This is a genomic window from Intrasporangium flavum, assembly GCF_001956915.1.
Classification (GTDB): Bacteria; Actinomycetota; Actinomycetes; order Actinomycetales; family Dermatophilaceae; genus Monashia; species Monashia flava.
Window position 1 is genome coordinate 70,957 of record NZ_MLJO01000011.1, and the last position, 17,461, is coordinate 88,417.

16 protein-coding genes are annotated in these 17,461 nt (G+C 72.7%); 9 read left to right on the forward strand and 7 right to left on the reverse strand.

All coding sequences use genetic code 11. The features are described 5' to 3' along the window. Positions 1 to 132 precede the first annotated feature (132 nt). Genes BIV28_RS09415 through BIV28_RS09435 form a run of 5 tightly spaced genes read left to right on the forward strand, consistent with a single transcriptional unit; the run spans position 133 to position 4,984 of the window. Positions 133 to 1,152: a tripartite tricarboxylate transporter substrate binding protein gene (locus tag BIV28_RS09415; RefSeq protein ID WP_076261270.1), complete on the forward strand. Its 1,020-nt coding sequence runs from the start codon at positions 133 to 135 to the stop codon at positions 1,150 to 1,152. Between the two features lie 53 nt (positions 1,153 to 1,205). After that, the gene (locus BIV28_RS09420; protein ID WP_207555878.1) at positions 1,206 to 1,748 is read left to right on the forward strand and encodes a tripartite tricarboxylate transporter TctB family protein; all 543 of its coding nucleotides are present in this window, start codon (positions 1,206 to 1,208) and stop codon (positions 1,746 to 1,748) included. A gap of 13 nt (positions 1,749 to 1,761) precedes the next feature. Beyond that, complete coding sequence (locus BIV28_RS09425) at positions 1,762 to 3,336, forward strand: tripartite tricarboxylate transporter permease (protein ID WP_076261272.1); 1,575 nt, start codon at positions 1,762 to 1,764, stop codon at positions 3,334 to 3,336. Continuing rightward, positions 3,333 to 3,725, forward strand: a complete 393-nt coding sequence (locus BIV28_RS20005) for a universal stress protein (protein WP_076261275.1) — start codon at positions 3,333 to 3,335, stop codon at positions 3,723 to 3,725. Before BIV28_RS09425 ends, BIV28_RS20005 begins: the two co-directional genes overlap by 4 nt. Beyond that, complete coding sequence (locus BIV28_RS09435) at positions 3,722 to 4,984, forward strand: glucarate dehydratase family protein (protein WP_076261277.1); 1,263 nt, start codon at positions 3,722 to 3,724, stop codon at positions 4,982 to 4,984. The genes BIV28_RS20005 and BIV28_RS09435 overlap by 4 nt, the downstream gene beginning before the upstream one ends. 13 nt (positions 4,985 to 4,997) lie before the next feature. On the opposite strand, the gene BIV28_RS09440 is transcribed toward BIV28_RS09435, so the two are convergent. The 5 genes from BIV28_RS09440 to BIV28_RS09460 form a co-directional block, all read right to left on the reverse strand. Further along, on the reverse strand, positions 4,998 to 5,720 hold the full coding sequence (locus BIV28_RS09440; protein WP_076261279.1) for a FadR/GntR family transcriptional regulator: 723 nt from the start codon (positions 5,718 to 5,720) through the stop codon (positions 4,998 to 5,000). A gap of 10 nt (positions 5,721 to 5,730) precedes the next feature. Further along, the gene (locus BIV28_RS09445; RefSeq protein WP_076261280.1) at positions 5,731 to 6,873 is read right to left on the reverse strand and encodes an L-talarate/galactarate dehydratase; all 1,143 of its coding nucleotides are present in this window, start codon (positions 6,871 to 6,873) and stop codon (positions 5,731 to 5,733) included. Then, positions 6,870 to 8,021, reverse strand: a complete 1,152-nt coding sequence (locus BIV28_RS09450; RefSeq protein ID WP_076261414.1) for an L-talarate/galactarate dehydratase — start codon at positions 8,019 to 8,021, stop codon at positions 6,870 to 6,872. The genes BIV28_RS09445 and BIV28_RS09450 overlap by 4 nt, the downstream gene beginning before the upstream one ends. Before the next feature lie 99 nt (positions 8,022 to 8,120). Further along, positions 8,121 to 9,311, reverse strand: a complete 1,191-nt coding sequence (locus BIV28_RS09455; protein ID WP_083707199.1) for a flavin-containing monooxygenase — start codon at positions 9,309 to 9,311, stop codon at positions 8,121 to 8,123. Positions 9,312 to 9,316: 5 nt separating this feature from the next. Beyond that, positions 9,317 to 9,991: a DUF2461 domain-containing protein gene (locus BIV28_RS09460; protein ID WP_076261284.1), complete on the reverse strand. Its 675-nt coding sequence runs from the start codon at positions 9,989 to 9,991 to the stop codon at positions 9,317 to 9,319. A gap of 195 nt (positions 9,992 to 10,186) precedes the next feature. Here BIV28_RS09460 and efeU point away from each other — a divergent pair, with 195 nt between their 5' ends. From efeU to efeB, 3 genes are all read left to right on the forward strand, one after another. Beyond that, positions 10,187 to 11,041: an iron uptake transporter permease EfeU gene (gene efeU / locus BIV28_RS09465; RefSeq protein ID WP_076261286.1), complete on the forward strand. Its 855-nt coding sequence runs from the start codon at positions 10,187 to 10,189 to the stop codon at positions 11,039 to 11,041. 96 nt (positions 11,042 to 11,137) lie between these two features. Next, the gene (efeO, locus tag BIV28_RS09470) at positions 11,138 to 12,286 is read left to right on the forward strand and encodes an iron uptake system protein EfeO (RefSeq protein ID WP_207555880.1); all 1,149 of its coding nucleotides are present in this window, start codon (positions 11,138 to 11,140) and stop codon (positions 12,284 to 12,286) included. Beyond that, positions 12,283 to 13,593 carry an iron uptake transporter deferrochelatase/peroxidase subunit gene (gene efeB, locus BIV28_RS09475; protein ID WP_076261287.1) on the forward strand — a complete coding sequence of 437 codons (1,311 nt, stop codon included), beginning with the start codon at positions 12,283 to 12,285 and terminating at the stop codon, positions 13,591 to 13,593. The genes efeO and efeB overlap by 4 nt, the downstream gene beginning before the upstream one ends. Here efeB and BIV28_RS09480 read toward each other — a convergent pair. Next, the gene (locus tag BIV28_RS09480) at positions 13,553 to 14,893 is read right to left on the reverse strand and encodes an ROK family transcriptional regulator (RefSeq protein WP_207555881.1); all 1,341 of its coding nucleotides are present in this window, start codon (positions 14,891 to 14,893) and stop codon (positions 13,553 to 13,555) included. The genes efeB and BIV28_RS09480 overlap by 41 nt on opposite strands. A gap of 88 nt (positions 14,894 to 14,981) precedes the next feature. On the opposite strand from BIV28_RS09480, the gene xylA reads away from it, so the two are divergent. Beyond that, complete coding sequence (xylA, locus tag BIV28_RS09485; protein WP_076261289.1) at positions 14,982 to 16,169, forward strand: xylose isomerase; 1,188 nt, start codon at positions 14,982 to 14,984, stop codon at positions 16,167 to 16,169. A gap of 84 nt (positions 16,170 to 16,253) precedes the next feature. Here the strand turns inward: xylA and BIV28_RS09490 are convergent, their stop codons facing one another. Then, positions 16,254 to 17,372, reverse strand: coding sequence for a diacylglycerol/lipid kinase family protein (locus BIV28_RS09490; protein WP_076261291.1), 1,119 nt, complete (start codon positions 17,370 to 17,372; stop codon positions 16,254 to 16,256). Positions 17,373 to 17,461 lie beyond the last annotated feature (89 nt).

The following is a 17,461-nucleotide window of genomic DNA, read 5'->3' on the forward strand; positions in this document are numbered from 1 at the left end:
TATCAACCGATGCAGCATCGGGTTTGGACAGGCATCGAGAGGCATTCGTAGTGTCGGGCGGCACGGGGACCGACCATCCGACCTTTCGACCCCCGCACCGACGCCGGTGCCCCAGCTCGTAGGAGACCTTCAATGACGAATGTTGCAACGAGGACCCGCATCGCGACCGTGGCGGGCGCCGCCGCGCTCGCCCTCGCCCTGTCCGCCTGCGGGGGTGTCAAGACGGGCAGCGGTGGCGGGGCGGCGTCCGGCGGCAGCGACTACCCGGCCAAGAGCATCGAGATGACCGTCGGCGCCTCGGCCGGCGGCAGCAGCGACCTCATCAGCCGCGCCATGTCCAAGGGGATGGGACAGGCCCTCGGCGTCGCGATGCCGGTCGTCAACAAGCCGGGTGCCAACGGCGCGCTCGTCGCCAAGGAGCTGCAGAACGCCGCGCCCGACGGCTACTCGATCGCCGTCCAGAACGCGTCGCTCTTCGCCATCACGCCCCTCGCGGTGTCCGAGTCGGAGGCGGTCAAGGCCGACGACTTCGACATCGTCTACGGCGTCTCGCGCGACGACTACGTGCTCGCCACCAACCCGAAGACGGGCTGGAAGAGCATCGACGACATGAAGGCCTCGGGCAAGACGATCCGCTACGGCACCACCGGCGTCGGCACCGGGGCCCAGCTCAACTCGGCGCTCACCTTCGCCACGGCCGGCATCAAGGCCACCGCGGTGCCCTTCGACGGCGGCGCGCCCAACCTCACGGCCCTGCTCGGCAACCAGGTCGACGTGTCGACGATGCAGGTCGGCGAGGCCATCGAGAACATCCGCGCCGGCAAGCTCGTGCCGCTCGCCGTCTTCTCGGCCGAGCGCGTGAAGTACCTGCCGGACGTGCCCACCGCCAAGGAGCAGGGCTACGACGTGCAGGTGAGCCAGTACCGGTTCATCACGACGCCGAAGGGCACGCCGCAGGCCGTCAAGGACAAGCTCGTCGAGGCCGCGAAGAAGACCTTCGCCACCGACGAGTACAAGAAGTTCAACGAGCAGAACAACCTGACGCCGCTCGAGCTGCCCGGCTCGGAGATCGCCTCGAGGCTCAAGGCCGACCTCGAGTCGAACACCGCCAAGCTCAAGCAGTTCGGCATCTCGCTCGCCTCGAACAGCTGAGCGTCGCCCCACCCGATCGCACACCCGCCGACCCACTCGAAGAGGAGCCAGGGATGAGCACGACGAGCGAACCGACGCGGCCAGACGCCGCCGAGGTCGACATCCTCGATGAGCTCAAGGCCGAGCTCGCCCAGGACCTCGAGGAGGAACGGCCACCGCACGCCGGGCCCCTCGCCCAGGTGGCCGCCGGCGTCGTGACGCTGCTGATCGGGGTGTCCGGCATCGTCCTGTCGCTCGGCTACGGGCTCGGCAGCCTGACCCGGCCCGGGCCGGGCCTCTGGCCCTTCGCGGTGTCCGTGGCGGTCACCGCCCTGTCGCTGGCGCAGATCGCCTTCGGCCGTGACGCCACGGACACCGAGCAGTTCACCCGCTCCAGCGCCCTGACCGCCCTCGGCGTCGTGACGATGGTCGCGCTCGCGGCCCTGCTGCCGGTCGTCGGGTTCGAGGTGCCCTCGCTCGTGCTCATGGTCATCTGGCTGCGCTTCCTCGGCGGGGAGTCGTGGCGCTCGACGGTCGTCGTCAGCGTCGTGACGGTCGCGGCGTTCTACGCGCTCTTCGTCCTCGCCCTCGCCATCCCGCTCCCGCGGCTCATCTGAAAGGGGAGGCGCCGTGGACTTCACCCCGATCATCGACGGCTTCGGCATCGTCCTGCAGCCGACCAACCTGCTCTACTGCCTCGTCGGTGTCGTCATCGGCATGCTCATCGGCGTGCTGCCCGGTCTCGGCCCGGCCGCGACGATCGCGATCCTGCTGCCCATCACGTACGGCATCGAGCCGGTCTCGGCGATCATCATGCTCGCCGGCATCTTCTACGGTGCCCAGTACGGAGGCACCATCACCTCGGTGCTGCTGCGGCTGCCCGGCGAGGCGAGCTCGGTCGTCACGGTCTTCGACGGGTTCGCCATGGCCAAGCAGGGCCGGGCCGGGGCGGCGCTCGGGATCGCGGCCATCGGCTCGTTCATCGGCGGCACCGTCTCGATCATCGGCCTGTCCGTGCTGGCCCCGGTCGTCGCCGGCTACGCCCTCGACTTCGGGCCACCCGAGTACGCGGCCCTCGGACTCCTCGGCGTCCTGCTCGTGTCGACCGTCGGCAACGGGGGCAAGCTCAAGGCCGTGATCGCCGCGGGCCTGGGCCTGCTCGTCGCGACCGTGGGCCGAGACACCTTCACGGGTGCCGAGCGCTTCACCTTCGGCAACCTCAACCTCGCCGACGGCATCGACTTCGTGCCGATCGCCATGGGCCTGTTCGGCCTCGGCGAGATCCTCTACAACCTGGAGGAGAACCACAAGAAGGTCCACGCACCGGCCAAGGTCACCAAGGTGTGGCCCAGTCGCAAGGACCTGTCCGACTCCAAGGGCGCCATCGCGCGCGGCTCGGGCATCGGCTTCGGCCTCGGGGTCCTGCCCGGCGGCGGGGCGGTGCTCTCCTCACTCGTGGCGTACGCCGTGGAGAAGCGCCGCGCCAAGCAGCCGGAGCGCTTCGGCCGCGGAGCCATCGAGGGCGTCGCCGCCCCCGAGACCGCGAACAACGCCGCCGCGACGTCGTCGTTCATCCCCTTGCTGACGCTCGGCATCCCGGCCAACGCGACGATGGCGCTGATGTTCGGTGCGCTGCTCATCCAGGGCGTGCAGCCCGGGCCGCAGCTCGTCGACACCCACCCCGACATCTTCTGGGGCGTCATCAACTCGATGTACATCGGCAACATCCTGCTGCTCGTCATGAGCATCCCGATGGTGGGCGTCTTCGTGCGGATCCTCAAGGTGCGCCCGGCGATCCTCGCCCCGATCACCGCGCTCATCACCGTCCTCGGCGTCTACACCGTCAACAACTCGGTGTTCGACATCTACCTCGTCATCGTCTTCGGCGTCGTCGGCTACCTCATGAAGAAGTTCGGCTTCGACCCCGGCCCGATGGTCCTCGCGTTCGTGCTCGGCACGCTCATCGAGTCCTCGGCCCGCCAGTCGCTGCTCATCTTCGGCGGCGACCCCACCGGCTTCGTCACCCGCCCGATCTCCGGCACGATCCTGGCCGCGATCCTCGCCGTCGCGCTGTTCCCCTTGCTGCGCAGGCTGGTTCGCGTCCGACGCGGCGAGCCGGTGCCGACGCCGGAGCCGGCCCCCGACGATGCACCCGACCACGCATCCGACCACACGCCCGACCGCGAGACCACGGAGGCGAGATGACCATCGTCGTCGGCTACGTCGCGACACCGGAGGGCCGCGCCGCCCTCACCACCGGCATCGCCGAGGCCCGCCTGCGCGGCAGCGACCTCGTCGTCGTCAACTCACCCCGGCGCGGCGCGACCGTCGATGCCGCGATGATCGACGACGCCGACGCCGCGGCGCTCGTCGAGGAGGCGGCGGCCGCAGGCGTCCGGGCGCAGGTGCGCCAGCCCGTCCACGGCGACTCGCTCGCCGACGTCCTCGGCGACACCGCGAGCGAGGTCGACGCGTCCCTCGTGGTGATCGGGCTCCGGCGCCGCACGCCCGTCGGCAAGCTCGTCCTCGGCAGCACGGCCCAGCGCATCCTGCTCGACGCGTCGGTGCCCGTGCTGGCGGTGAAGGCGCCGTGACCCGCAACCGCGTCAGCCGCGTCGAGGTCGTGCCCGTCGCCTTCGCCGACCCGCCGCTGCTCAACGTCGTCGGCGTGCACCAGCCGTACGCGCTGCGGGCGATCGTGCGGCTGCACACCGACACCGGCCTCGTCGGGCTGGGCGAGACGTACGCCGACGAGAGCCACCTGGCCCGGCTCGAGGCAGCGGCGCGCGGCATCCTCGGCACCGACGTCTGGGACCTCGCCGGGCTGCGCCGGGCCGTGGCAGCCTCGATCGGCTCGACGTCCGGTGCGGGCGCGAGCTTCGGCGGGATGCTCGACGTCGACTCGGCCCTCGACACCGTGTACTCGCCGTTCGAGGTGGCCTGCCTCGACGCACAGGGCCACGAGACCGGCCGGCCCGTCAGCGACCTCCTCGGCGGCGCCGTCCGCGACCGCGTGCCGTTCAGTGCCTACCTCTTCTACAAGTGGGCCGGTCATCCCGGGCAGCCCGGCGACGCGTGGGGCGAGGCGCTGACGCCCGAGCAGGTCGTCGCCCAGGCGCGCCGGATGGTCGAGGGCTGGGGCTTCGGGGCGATCAAGCTCAAGGGCGGAGTGCTGCCGCCCGCGCAGGAGGTCGCGGCGATGCATGCGCTGCGTGACGCCTTCCCGCAGCACGCGCTGCGCATCGACCCCAACGGCGCGTGGACCGTCGAGACGTCGGCGAAGGTCGCCGCCGAGCTGACCGGGGTCGTCGAGTACCTCGAGGACCCGACCCCCGGCATCGACGGCATGGCCGCCGTGGCGCGGACCACCGACCTGCCGCTCGCGACGAACATGTGCGTCATCGCCTTCGAGCACCTCGAGCCCGCCGTCCGGGCGCGCGCGGTCGGCGTCGTCCTGTCCGACCACCACCTCTGGGGCGGCCTGCACCGTTCGCGGCTGCTCGCCGGAATCTGCGACACGTTCGGGCTCGGCCTGTCGATGCACTCCAACAGCCACCTCGGCATCAGCCTGGCCGCCATGACGCACCTCGCCGCGGCCACCCCCAACCTCACCTACGCGTGCGACACCCACTACCCGTGGAAGACCGAGGACGTCGTCGAGCCGGGCGTGCTCGACTTCGACGACGGCGCGGTGGCCGTGCCCACCGGTCCCGGCCTCGGCGTCACCCTCGACGAGGACGCCCTGGGCGCGCTGCACGAGCAGTACCTGGCGTGCGGCGTCCGGCGCCGTGAGGACACCGTGTACATGCAGTCGGTGCAACCGGGCTTCCGTCCCAACACCGCCCGCTGGTGACGCCGCGACGCGCCTAGTCGTGCTGGAGGCGGGCCCGCGAGTTCGCGAGGTGCAGGCGCATCGCGGCCCGGGCCGCCTCCGCGTCGCCACGGGCGATGGCGAGGTGGATGTTCTCGTGCTCGAGCGAGACGCGGGTCAGGTGCGTCGCGTCGGACACCGTGTACTCGGCCTCGAGGCGGGTGCGCGGCAGCATGATCATCATCGGGCCGAGTGAAGCGAGCAGGTCGCGGTAGAAGTGGTTGCCCGACGCGGTCGCGACCCGCAGGTGGAACTCGTAGTCGGCCTCGACGGCGTGGCTCGGGCGCTCGGCGGCCCTGCCGAGGTCGCGCAGCGCCCGCTCGATCGCCTTGAGCTGCACGTCGGTACGCCGCGTGGCAGCCAGCGCCGCAGCCTCCGACTCGACGCCGATGCGGAAGTCGATCATGTCGAGCACGTCGCGGTGGCTGCGCACGCGGTCGGCCCCCACCTCGAAGCGCTCGGCCTCGGGCAGCGCCAGCACGAAGGTGCCCCGGCCCTGGAACGTCTCGACGAGGCCGGCGGCCTGCAGCCGCGAGATCGCCTCGCGCACCACGGTGCGGCTGACCCCGAACTGCTCGACGAGGGCGGCCTCGGTGGGCAGCTTCTGCCCGGGCTCCATCTGTCCGGCGAGGATGCGCTCCTTGAGCCGCTCGACGAGCTCGTGCGCGAGGCTCCGACCGGTGTCCCGGTCGAGCTTGCCGGCGTCCTCCTGCGTCACGCGGCCCAACCTAGCGGGCACCCGCACCGGCGGCCGACAGCGTCACGGTGTCGACGGCCCATCTGGAGGCCTGCTCGGCGAGCGTCAGCCCGAGCCCGGGGCGGTCGGGTACGAGCATCGTGCCGTCCGCGATCTCGAGCCGCTCCTCGAAGAGCGGGCTGAGCCACTCGATGTGCTCGACCCACGAGCGGCGCGGGTAGGCGGCGGCGAGGTGCACGTGCACCTCCATGACGAAGTGCGGCGCGACGTGCAGCCCGGCGTGGTCGGCGAGGGCGACGACACGCAGGTAGGGCGTGACGCCGCCGACGCGGGGCACGTCCGGCTGCAGGTAGGTGACGGCGCGGAGGTCGACGAGGCGCACGAGCTCGCCGACGCTCGTCAGCATCTCCCCGGTCGCGATCGGGGTGTCGAGGGCGCGGCTCAGGGCTGCGTGGCCCTCGGCGTCGTGGGCGTCGAGGGGTTCCTCGATCCACACGAGGTCGTGCTCGCCGAGGGCGCGCCCGGCGCGCAGCGCGGTGGCGCGGTCCCACTGCTGGTTGGCGTCGACCATGAGCGGGACGCCGTGGCCGAGGTGCTCGCGCACGGCGGCGACGCGTCGCAGGTCCTCGCGCAGGTCGGGCTGACCCACCTTGACCTTGATGCCGCCGATCCCGGCCGCCCGGGCGGCCGCGGCGCGCTCGCACACCTCCTCCACCGGGGCCTGGAGGTACCCGCCGGACGTGTTGTAGACGTCGACGGCGTCGCGGTGCGCGCCGAGCAGCTTGGCCAGCGAGAGGCCGGCCCGACGTGCCTTGACGTCCCACAGGGCCGTGTCGACCGACGAGATCGCTTGTGTCGCAACGCCGGAGCGCCCCACCGAGGCACCGGCCCAGAGCATCTGGTCGTAGAGCCGGGCGATGTCGTTCGGGTCCTCGCCGAGGATGCTCTCGACGACCTCGCGGGCGTGGGCGAACTGCGCGCGGCAGCCGGCACGCGTCGTGTAGGAGAAGCCGAGCCCGGTGAGGCCATCGGCCGTGAGCACCTCGCACGTCAGCACCGAAACCTCTGAGAGGGGGCGCTGGCGCCCGGTCAGCACCTTGGCGTCGCTGACCGGTGCCGCGAGCGGCACGTCGAGCAGCCCGAGCCGGACCGACGCGATGCGGTCGGCCGTCACGCGACGCCGACCTCGAAGGTGTCGACCGTCCAGGCCTTGGCCTGCTCGCTCAACGTGAACCCGAGGCCCGGGCGGTCCGGCACGAGCATCCGACCGTCACGCGTCTCGAGGCGCTCGTTGAACAGCGGGTCGAGCCACTCGAAGTGCTCCACCCACGGCTCGCGCGGGTAGCACGCCGCGAGGTGCAGGTGGATCTCCATCGCGAAGTGCGGGGCCAGCTGCAGGCCGGCGTGGTCGGCGAGCGTCGCGAGGCGCAGGAACGGGGTGATGCCGCCGACGCGCGGCGCGTCGGGCTGGATGATGTCGGCCGCCCGGGCCTCGATGAGGCGGACGTGCTCGGCGACGCTCGAGAGCATCTCGCCGGTGGCGATCGGGGTGTCGAGCGCGGCGGCGAGCTGCGCGTGGCCCTCGGCGTCGTAGGCGTCGAGCGGCTCCTCGATCCACACGAAGTCGAGGTCCTCGACGGCCCGGCCGAAGCGGAGGGCGGTGGGGCGGTCCCACTGCTGGTTGGCGTCGATCATGAGCGGCACGTCGTCGCCGAGGTGCTCGCGGACGGCGGCGAGTCGGGCGAGGTCGACGCGGATGTCGGGCTGGCCCACCTTGATCTTGATGCCGCCGATGCCCGCGGCGAGCGACTCGGTGGCGCGCTCCTTGACCTCCTCGACCGGGGCGTGGAGGAACCCGCCCGAGGTGTTGTACGTGCGGACGGAGTCGCGGTGGGCGCCGATGAGCTTGGCGAGCGGCAGCCGCGCGCGCTTGGCCTTGAGGTCCCAGAGCGCGATGTCGATGGCGGCGATGGCCTGGGTCGCGACGCCGGAGCGGCCGACCGACGCGCCCGCCCAGAGGAGGGTGTCGTAGATCTTGGCGATGTCGTTCGGGTCCTGGCCGATGAGGCGGTCGGCGATCTCCTTGGCGTGGGCGAACTGCGCCGGGCCGCCGGCGCGCTTGGAGTAGCTGAAGCCGATGCCGTGGTGGTCCTGCTCGGTGGCGACCTCGGCGAAGAGCAGCACGACCTCGGTCATCGGCTTCTGGCGCCCGGTCAGCACCTTGGCGTCGCTGATGGGCGTCGGCAGGGGCAGCACGACGGAGGACAGGGACACGTGGCGGATGCGGTCGGCGGTCGTGCTCGGGGTCGTGCTCGAGGTCATGGTCTGGCCCTTCGTGGTCGGCGATGACCGTGGCATCGTATGAGTCATTAACTTGTATGACAAGTAGGTGGATGAAGAGACGGGACGGGGCGGTGAGCGTCAGGCGGAGCGCAGCGCCCTGGTGTCGCGGCGCTTGGCCATCGCCATGGCGAGGGCGATCTTGCGCGCGTCGATGGCGATCTCGCGGAGCATGCCCGAGATGGGGTTGGTGTAGCCGGTGTACCAGAGGCCGCGGGCACCCCGGGCCGTGGCGCCGCCCCGCTCGACCGGTCGGCCCCTGGCGTCGAGCACGCCGAGGTGCCCGAGCATCGGCTCGAGGCCCTGGTCGTACCCGGTGGCGAGCACGACGACGTCGGGGCGGATGCGACTGCCGTCGGCGAGCACGACGTCCTCGCCCTCGACCGAGGCCAGGGCCGCGACGGGCTCGACCGCACCGGAGCGGACGGCGTCGATGATGCCGACGTCCTGCACGGGGATGGCGTTGTCGCGCTCGACGCGGGTCAACAGCCCGGTGTCGGGGCGGGGGAGGCCGTGCTCGGACAGGTCGGGCACCTGGAGCCGCTCGACCCACGGCGCGACGGCGTCGACGAGGGCCGTGGGCAGGCGGCGCACGGCGATGCCGGTGTACTGGGCGGCCACCGGCCCGCGGTTGCGGCGCAGGATGTGCGGCACGGTGCGCACGGCCATCCGCACCCGCGCGGCTCCCTGCTCGGTGAGGTCGACGGCGATCTCGGTGCCGGTGTTGCCGGTGCCGACGACGAGCACGTCGCGGCCCGCGTAGGCCGCGCCGGTGCGGTAGTCGCGGGCGCGGACGACCTCGCCGGGCCAGGCATCGAGGCCCGGCACGTCGGGCTCGCGCGGCGTGTGGTTGAAGCCCGTCGCGACCACGACGTAGGGCGCCGTCAGCGTCGAGCCGTCGGCGAGGGTCACGGTCCACGCCTCGCCCCAGCCGGGGTGGGCGGGCGCACGGTCGACGCGGGCCACCTCGGCGCCGGTGCGCACGTCGAGGTCGTGGTGGGCGGCGTACTGCTCGAGGTAGCGCACGACGTCGTCGCGGGCCACCCAGCGGCCCATCTCGCGCGGGATCGGCAGGCCCGGCAGGCCGGACAGCTCGCGCGGGGTGTGCAGGTGGAGCCGGTCGTAGTGCCCGCGCCACGAGGTGCCGACGCCGTCGCTGCGCTCGAGGACGACGCCGTGCAGGCCCCGGTGCCGCAGGGCCGCGGCGGTGGCGAGGCCGGCGGGTCCGCCGCCGATGACGTACGCGTCGACGCGTGCACTGCGCTGGGTCACGGGGCTCAACGTAGCGGGCCGTCGGCCACGTGGGCGGCGACCCACTCGACGAGTGGGCGGACGTCGCGCCAGACCTGGCGCACCTCGGTCAGGGTGCGCTTCGTGCCGAGCCACTCGGGCTCGCCGAAGGGGCGGGTCACCATGACCTCCTTGAGCCGCAGCGTGTCGATGCGCGGGTGGTCGGCGGAGTAGCCGCGTGGCGTGGTCTTGACGGCCTCGCCGTGCTGCTCGAATCCCTTGCGCGACAACGACGCCAACAGCTTCTCCAGCGCGACGCCGGACGCGGGCGCGTCGACCGCGGCGCGGAACCGTTTCGTCTCGGCCGGGCTGTGCGCGCGGAACCCGCCGCCGGCGAGGAGCCCGTCGGCGCTCACCTGCACGTACCAGCCGCCGCCCCGGGCGTCGGCGACGAAGGCGCCCTGGTGGGTCTTGTACGGCGACTTGTCGGCGCTGAAGCGGATGTCGCGGTTGGGCCGGAAGAGCTTGGCCGGGCCGAACTCGTCCTCGAGGGCGTCGAGCAGGGCGAGCATCGGCTCGCGGACCGCGGCCTCGTAGGTGCCCTTGTGGTCCTGCCAGTACGTGCGCGAGTTGTCGGCCTCGAGGCCGGCGTAGAGCTCGAGGGCGTCGGGCGGGAAGCCGGCGAAGGGCGGGTGGTCCGTGGGCGCGGCGGAGGGGCTCATGCACCCACTCTGGCACCCGCATCCTGTGGATCCCCGGTGAACCACGTCTCACCGGCCGGGGTCGGCTTGTTAGGCAAGGCTTACCTGTGCTTTCCTGAATTCCGTCAGTCCGGCGTGCCCTAATTGCCCGCCGGGGACGCCGACCCGACGACCATCGGGAAGACCTCCAGGAAGACCTCCAGGAAGAAGGACGCCGTGCTCGCCAGCAACGCGCTCATCGGGCTCCGCGAAGGCCTCGAGGCCGCCCTCGTCGTCGTCATCCTCGTCGCGTTCCTCGTCAAGTCCGGGCGGCAGTGGGCGCTGCGGTACGTGTGGACCGGCGTCGGCGTGGCCGTCGCCCTGTCCGTGGCGCTCGGCGCCCTGCTGACCTACGGCACGAGCCAGCTCTCCTTCGAGCAGCAGGAGCTCATCGGCGGCTCGGCCTCGATCCTGGCCGTCGTGTTCGTCACCGGCATGGTCTTCTGGATGCGTTCGGCCTCGCGCACCATCTCCGGCGAGCTCAAGGGCCGCCTCGACAAGGCCCTCGACCTCGGCCCGGCCGCCGTCGTCCTCGTCGCCTTCCTCGGCGTCGGCCGCGAGGGCCTCGAGACCGCGATCTTCTTCTACGCCACCACCGAGGCGGCCGGACGCGGCAACAGCCAGCCGCTGCTCGGCTGGGTCATCGGCCTCGCCGGGGCGATCGTCCTCGGCTGGCTCATCTACCGCGGTGCCGTGCGCATCAACCTCGCGACGTTCTTCCGCTACACCGGCGTCCTGCTCGTCCTCGTCGCGGCCGGCATCCTCGCCTACGGCCTGCACGACCTCCAGGAGGCCGGCATCCTGCCCGGGCTGAACAGCCTCGCCTTCGACGTCAGCTCCACGATCAGCCCCGACAGCTGGTACGGCGCCCTGCTCAAGGGCATCTTCAACTTCTCGCCGAACACGACGTGGCTGCAGGCCGTCGCGTGGACGCTCTACGTCGCGGTCGTCCTCACGCTCTTCCTGCGCCCAGTCAAGACGCCGCCGAAGCCCGCCGTCGCCGACGCACCCCGGACGCCCCTCGCCGCCTGACGCGTCCGCCACCGCCGGCGCCTGCCGGCCACCCGCCACAGCTCACGCCAGCACGCCCGCGACCGCCCGTCGCCCGCGCCGCCCCACAGGAGAACCATGCCCCGCCCTGCCCTGCGCCTCGCGACCCTCGTCGCCCCGGCCGCCGTCGCCGCCCTCGCCCTGACGGCCTGCTCCGGCTCGACCGGCGGCGGGTCCGGCTCGACGGCCGCCGGAGCCATAGCCGTCAACGCCACCGACACGGCGTGTGAGCTGAGCGCCACGACGGCCAGGGCCGGGACGGTCACGTTCGAGATCACGAATGCCGGCAGCAAGGTCAACGAGTTCTACCTCTACGCCGAGGGTGACCGCATCGTCTCCGAGGTGGAGAACATCGCACCGGGCCTCTCGCGCCAGCTCAAGGTCGAGATCACCGAGCCCGGCACCTTCACGACGGCGTGCAAGCCGGGCATGGTCGGTGACGGCATCCGCGGGTCCTTCACCGTCACCGGCACGGCGACGGCCGGCAGCGCCGACGCGAAGGTGAAGAAGGCCATCGCCGACTACCGGGCGTTCGTGGCCGCCGAGGCCGACGAGCTCGAGACGAAGACCGCCGCCTTCGTGGCCGCGGTCAAGGCCGGCGACGTCGAGAAGGCCAAGACGCTCTACCCCGAGGCCCGCCACCCGTGGGAGAGCATCGAGCCGGTCGCCGAGAGCTTCGGCGACCTCGACCCGAGGATCGACGGCCGCGAGGACGTCACCGCCGAGGGCATGGCCTTCACCGGCTACCACCGCCTCGAGAAGGACCTGTGGAAGGACGGGCTGCAGAAGGACTCCGGCGTGATCGCCGACCGGCTGCTCGCCGACGTCAAGGAGATCGCCGCGAAGAGCAAGACCGTCGAGCCGACGGCGCTGTCGATCGCGAACGGCGCCAAGGCGCTGCTCGACGAGGTGGCCACCGGCAAGATCACCGGCGAGGAGGAGCGGTACTCCCACACCGACCTCTGGGACTTCGACGGCAACCTCGAGGGCTCCAAGCAGGCGCTCGCGACGCTGCGGCCGGTCGTCACCGAGCGCGACCCGGCCCTGCAGAAGGCCCTCGACGAGAAGTTCACGGCGCTGTCCACGATGCTGAACCGCCACCGGGCCGGCGGCGAGTTCGTCAGCTACACGGCCCTGTCCGCGGCCCAGGTCAAGGACCTCACGGTCGCCCTCGACGCGCTGAGCGAGCAGGTCGCCAAGGTCCCCGGCGTCGTGGAGGCGAGGTGACGACGCCGAGCCGCCGACACGTCCTCGGCGCCACCGGCGTCGCCGCCGCCGGTGCCGCGACGGGTGCCGTGGCCGGCGCGGGTGCCGGCTGGGCGGCCGGGCGCTCGAGCGGTGGCGACGCGTCGGGGACCCCGGGCGCCGGCACCGTCGGGGCGTCGACGCTCGACGCCGCGGTGCCCTTCCGCGGCACCCACCAGGCGGGCATCGTGACCCCGGCGCAGGACCGGCTCCACTTCGTCGCCCTCGACGTCGTGACGAAGGACCGCGACGAGCTGGCCCGGATGCTGCAGGAGTGGACCCGCGCCGCCGAGCGGATGACGGCCGGGGCCGAGGCATCGCCCGGAGGCCTCGTCGGCGGCGGACCGTACCGGGCGCCCGCCGACACGGGCGAGGCGTACGGGCTCGCGGCGTCGGGACTGACGATCACCATCGGTTACGGGCCCTCGCTCTTCGACGACCGGTTCGGCCTGGCCCACCGCCGGCCCGAGGGCCTGCGCGACCTGCCGGCCTTCCGCGGCGACGCGCTCGACCCGCGTCGCTCCGGCGGTGACCTCTGCATCCAGGCGTGCGCCAACGACCCGCAGGTCGCGGTCCACGCGGTGCGCAACCTGGTGCGGCTCGGCTTCGGCGTCGTGTCGGTGCGCTGGTCCCAGCTCGGCTTCGGGCGCACGTCCTCGACCTCGACCACGCAGGCCACGCCGCGGAACATGTTCGGGTTCAAGGACGGCACGGCCAACATCAAGGCCGAGGAGGCCGACGCGCTCACCGAGCACGTGTGGGTCGCGCCGGGCGACGAGCCCGGGACCGCCTCGACCGGCGGGGCGTGGATGGCCGGCGGCAGCTACCTCGTCGCGCGCCGCATCCGGATGCACATCGAGGTGTGGGACCGCTCGACCCTCCAGGACCAGGAGGACACGATCGGCCGCGACAAGAAGGACGGTGCGCCCCTGGGCCAGAGCGGGGAGCACGCCGAGCCCGACTTCGCGCGCGCGGGCCCCGACGGCGCTCCCGCGATCCCGCTCGCCTCGCACGTGCGCCTGGCGCACCCGAGCAACCTCGGCGGCGTCCGCATCCTGCGTCGCGGCTACAACTTCACCGACGGCACCGACGGCGTCGGCCACCTCGATGCCGGCCTCTTCTTCATCGCGTTCGTCCGCGACGTGCAGAAGCAGTTCGTCCCGATGCAGCGGGCCCTCGCGGCGAAGGACGCCCTCAACGAGTACGTCGAGCACACCGGCTCAGCGGTGTTCGCGTGCCCTCCCGGCCTCAAGGACGGGGAGCACTGGGGCCAGGCCCTCTTCGCCTGATCGAGGGAGGCCGGGCCTCGCCCATCCAGAGCGACGGGTCGCGGACGACGTCGTCGAGCACCCGCAGCCCCGCTCCGGTGACGGCGGCGTCGGGGCCGGCTACGGCACGGCTGACGGCGACCTCGGCCCAGCGGGCCGCGAGCACGCGTGTCGTGATCTGGGCACGGATGCCGCCCTCGAGGTGCTCGAAGAGTGCGCCGTAGACGCCACCGAGGACGACGTGCTCGACGTCGACGAGGTTGAGGGCCGTGGCAACCGCGACGCCGAGGGCCTCGGCCGCGGTGTCGAGGGCGCGGCGGACCCGGTTGCGGCGCGGGCCGGTCGACGCCGCGGCGGCGAGCTCGGCCACCGGGGTGTCGCGCGGCAGGCCGGCGGCGTCGGTGATGGCGTCGCGCCCGGCGTAGGTCTCGAGGCAGCCGGTCGCGCCGCACCCGCAGCGCGGGCCGGACCGGTCGATGACGGCGTGGCCGATCTCGCCGGACCAGCCGCCGCGGCCGGCCGACACCTCGCCGTCGACGACGATCGCGCCGCCGATGCCGACCTCGCCCGCGACGTAGAGGAAGGACTGCGCGGCCCGGGGCGTGCCCTCGGCGTGCGCGCGGGCCTGCACCTCGGCGCGGGCGGAGAGGTCGGCGTCGTTGCCGACGCGCACGGCGATGCCCTGCAGGGCGTCGTCGGCGGCGATGAGGGCGGCGAGGTCGACGTCCTGCCAGCCGAGGTTCGGTGCGAGGCGCACGAGCCCCTGGTCGAGGAGGGCCGGGACCGAGACGCAGGCGCCGACCACGGGGCCGGAGCCCGGCGCGTGCGGGCCGCCGTCGAGTCCCTCGACGATCGGGGCGGCGAGGCGGGCCAGCTGGCGGGCGACGACGCGGGGGTCGCTGCCGCGGTAGTCGCCCGGGCGGTGCGCCTCGGCGACGGAGGCCCCGGTGAGGTCGGTGGCGCGGACCGCCAGGTGGTCGACCTGGACCTCGAGCCCGAGCCCGACGACCGCGCGTGTGCCCACCCCGAGGAGCATGCCCGGGCGTCCGGCGCGGCCGAGCGCCTCCTGCTCGAGCTCGACGAGCAGGCCTGCAGCGATGAGACGGTCGACGAGGTCGGAGGCCGTGGCCCGGGTGACGCCGAGGGCCGAGGCGATGCGAGCGCGGGTCGGGGCCTCCGGTGCCTCGACGACGGCACGGAGCACCTCGGAGAGGTTGTGGGTGCGCAGCGTCGCCTGCTGCACGGCCCCGCGCCGCACCCGGTCGGCCATCCCGCCCGGCGGACGTGTCGGGCCCTGGCTCGTCGTCGCGCCGGTCCTCACCCGTTGACCCTACCGCCCTCCCGGCAATATGTTTTTCCATCATACAAATAGCGGCGACGGTGCCGCCCCGCTCGAGGAGGAGCCCCACATGGTCCGCACCCCGACCCCCGACGACCGGTTCTCGTTCGGCCTCTGGACCGTGGGCTGGGAGGCGCGCGACCAGTTCGGCGACGCGTCCCGGCCGCACCTCGACCCGCTCGGGTCCTGCCGCCGCCTCGCCGACCTCGGCGCGTGGGGCGTCACGTTCCACGACGACGACCTCGTGCCCTTCGGCAGCAGCGAGGCCGAGCGGGACCGGATCGTGGCCGACTTCCGCAAGACCCTCGACGAGACCGGCCTCGTGTGCGAGATGGTCACGACGAACACCTTCAGCCACCCCGTCTTCAAGGACGGCGCGTTCACCTCGAACAACCGCGACGTTCGCCGGTACGGCCTGCGCAAGGTGGTCCGCAACGTCGACCTCGCGGCCGAGCTGGGAGCACAGACGTTCGTCATGTGGGGCGGCCGGGAGGGGGCCGAGTACGACGGCGCCAAGGACCTCAACGCCGCGCTCGACCGCTACCGCGAGGGCATCGACACCGTCGCGGCCTACATCAAGCAGCAGGGCTACGACCTACGGATCGCCTTGGAGCCCAAGCCGAACGAGCCACGCGGCGACATCATCCTGCCGACCGTCGGGCACGCCCTCGGCTTCATCGCCCAGCTCGAGCACGGCGACATCGTCGGGCTCAACCCCGAGGTCGGGCACGAGCAGATGGCCGGGCTCAACTACACGGCCGGGATCGCGCAGGCGCTCTGGGCCGGCAAGCTCTTCCACATCGACCTCAACGGCCAGCGCTCGATCAAGTACGACCAGGACCTCGTCTTCGGCCACGGCGACCTGCTCTCGGCGTTCTTCACCGTCGACCTGCTCGAGAACGGCTTCCCCGGCGGCGGCCCGCGCTACGAGGGTCCGCGCCACTTCGACTACAAGCCCTCGCGCACCGAGGACGTCGACGGCGTCTGGGCCTCCGCGGCGGCGAACATGAGCACCTACGTCCTGCTCGCCGAGCGGGCCGCGGCCTACCGCGCCGACCCCGAGGTGCAGGCGGCGTTCGCGGCCAGCCGGGTGCTCGAGCTGGCCGAGCCGACGCTTGGCGCGGGCGAGACGCTCACCGACCTCCTCGCCGACCGGTCCGCCTACGAGGACGTCGACGCCGACGCGCTCGCCGAGGCCGGCTACGCGTTCGTCGCGCTCAACCAGCTCGCCGTCGAGCACGCCCTCGGCGCCCGCTGAGCAAACCCGCTCTCCTCACGCACTGCTCCCGCGCTGCTCCCGTGGTGGGAGCAGTGCGTGAGGGAGTGGTGGGGGAGCTGCTCGTCAGGACTGGCTGACGCGGACCGTCAGGGCGGCCGGGCGGATCCGCGCGAAGACCTCGGCGGCCTCGCCGATGACGTCGCCGTCGACCTGCAGGGCGATCGGCCGGTCGGCGCGCACCCGGATCTCCTGGCACACCTTGTGGTCGAGCGTCGGGTGCCCCTTGCGCTGGCGGGTGGCCACCCGCGTCGCCACGGGAACCCAGCCGACGACGCCCTTGGGGGAGGCGATGACGGCGTCGAGGCGTCCGTCGTCGACCCGGGCGTTCGGCATGAGCACGAGCCCGCCGAGCAGCCGCCCGCAGTTGCCGATGACGACCATCCGGGCCCGGCGGCGGAACTCGAGGTCGTCGTCGACCTTGATGCGCACCCGGAACTCCGGCGACACGAGCGACTTCAGGCCCGAGACCATGTACGCCGGCCAGCCGACCTTCTTCTTGAGGTTCTCGTTCGTCGCGGCCATGATCTCGGCGTCCATGCCGAGGCCGCTCATGACGAGGAAGTGGTGCAGCGGCCGACGGTCCTCGGCGTCGTCGGAGTCGTCGCCGGACGCGTCCTCGGGCGCCGCGCCGACGAGCACCTCACCGACGTCGATGCGGCGGTTACGGCCGGTCAGGGCCACCTCGAGGGCGTTCTCCAGCGCCACCGGCAGGTCGAGGTTGCGGGCCAGCAGGTTGCCCGTGCCCGCGGGCAGGATGCCGAGCGGCATCTCGGTGCCGACGAGGGCGTGCGCCACGTTGCGGACCGTGCCGTCGCCGCCGAGGCTGCACACGAGGTCGACACCCTCACGGACCGCGAGCGCGGCCTGGCCGGCCCCGGTGTCCTCGGGCGTCGTCTCGTAGAAGACCGGGTCGCCCCAGCCCTGCGCGTGGCAGGCCACGGTGATGCGCTCGCGGACCGAGGGCAGGTCGGTGAACTTCGTCGGGTTGACGACGACGGCGGCCCGCTTGAGCGGGACCGGGGTGTCGTCGTCGCCGGAGCGGAAGTGGTCGCGCGGGGGTCGGGGGCGGCGACGCAGCGTCGCCGTGGCCTCGGGCGCGACACGCGTGAAGACCACGCCACCGACGACCAGGGCCAGGACCACGACCCCGGCGACGATCCACGGCAGGTAGTCCTTGAGCACCAGAGCACGGTATCGCCCGACCCCGCTCCGTCCGGAATCCGGTCGGCGGACGGACGCGGGGCACCACCCCCGCACGCCGGCCCTAGGCT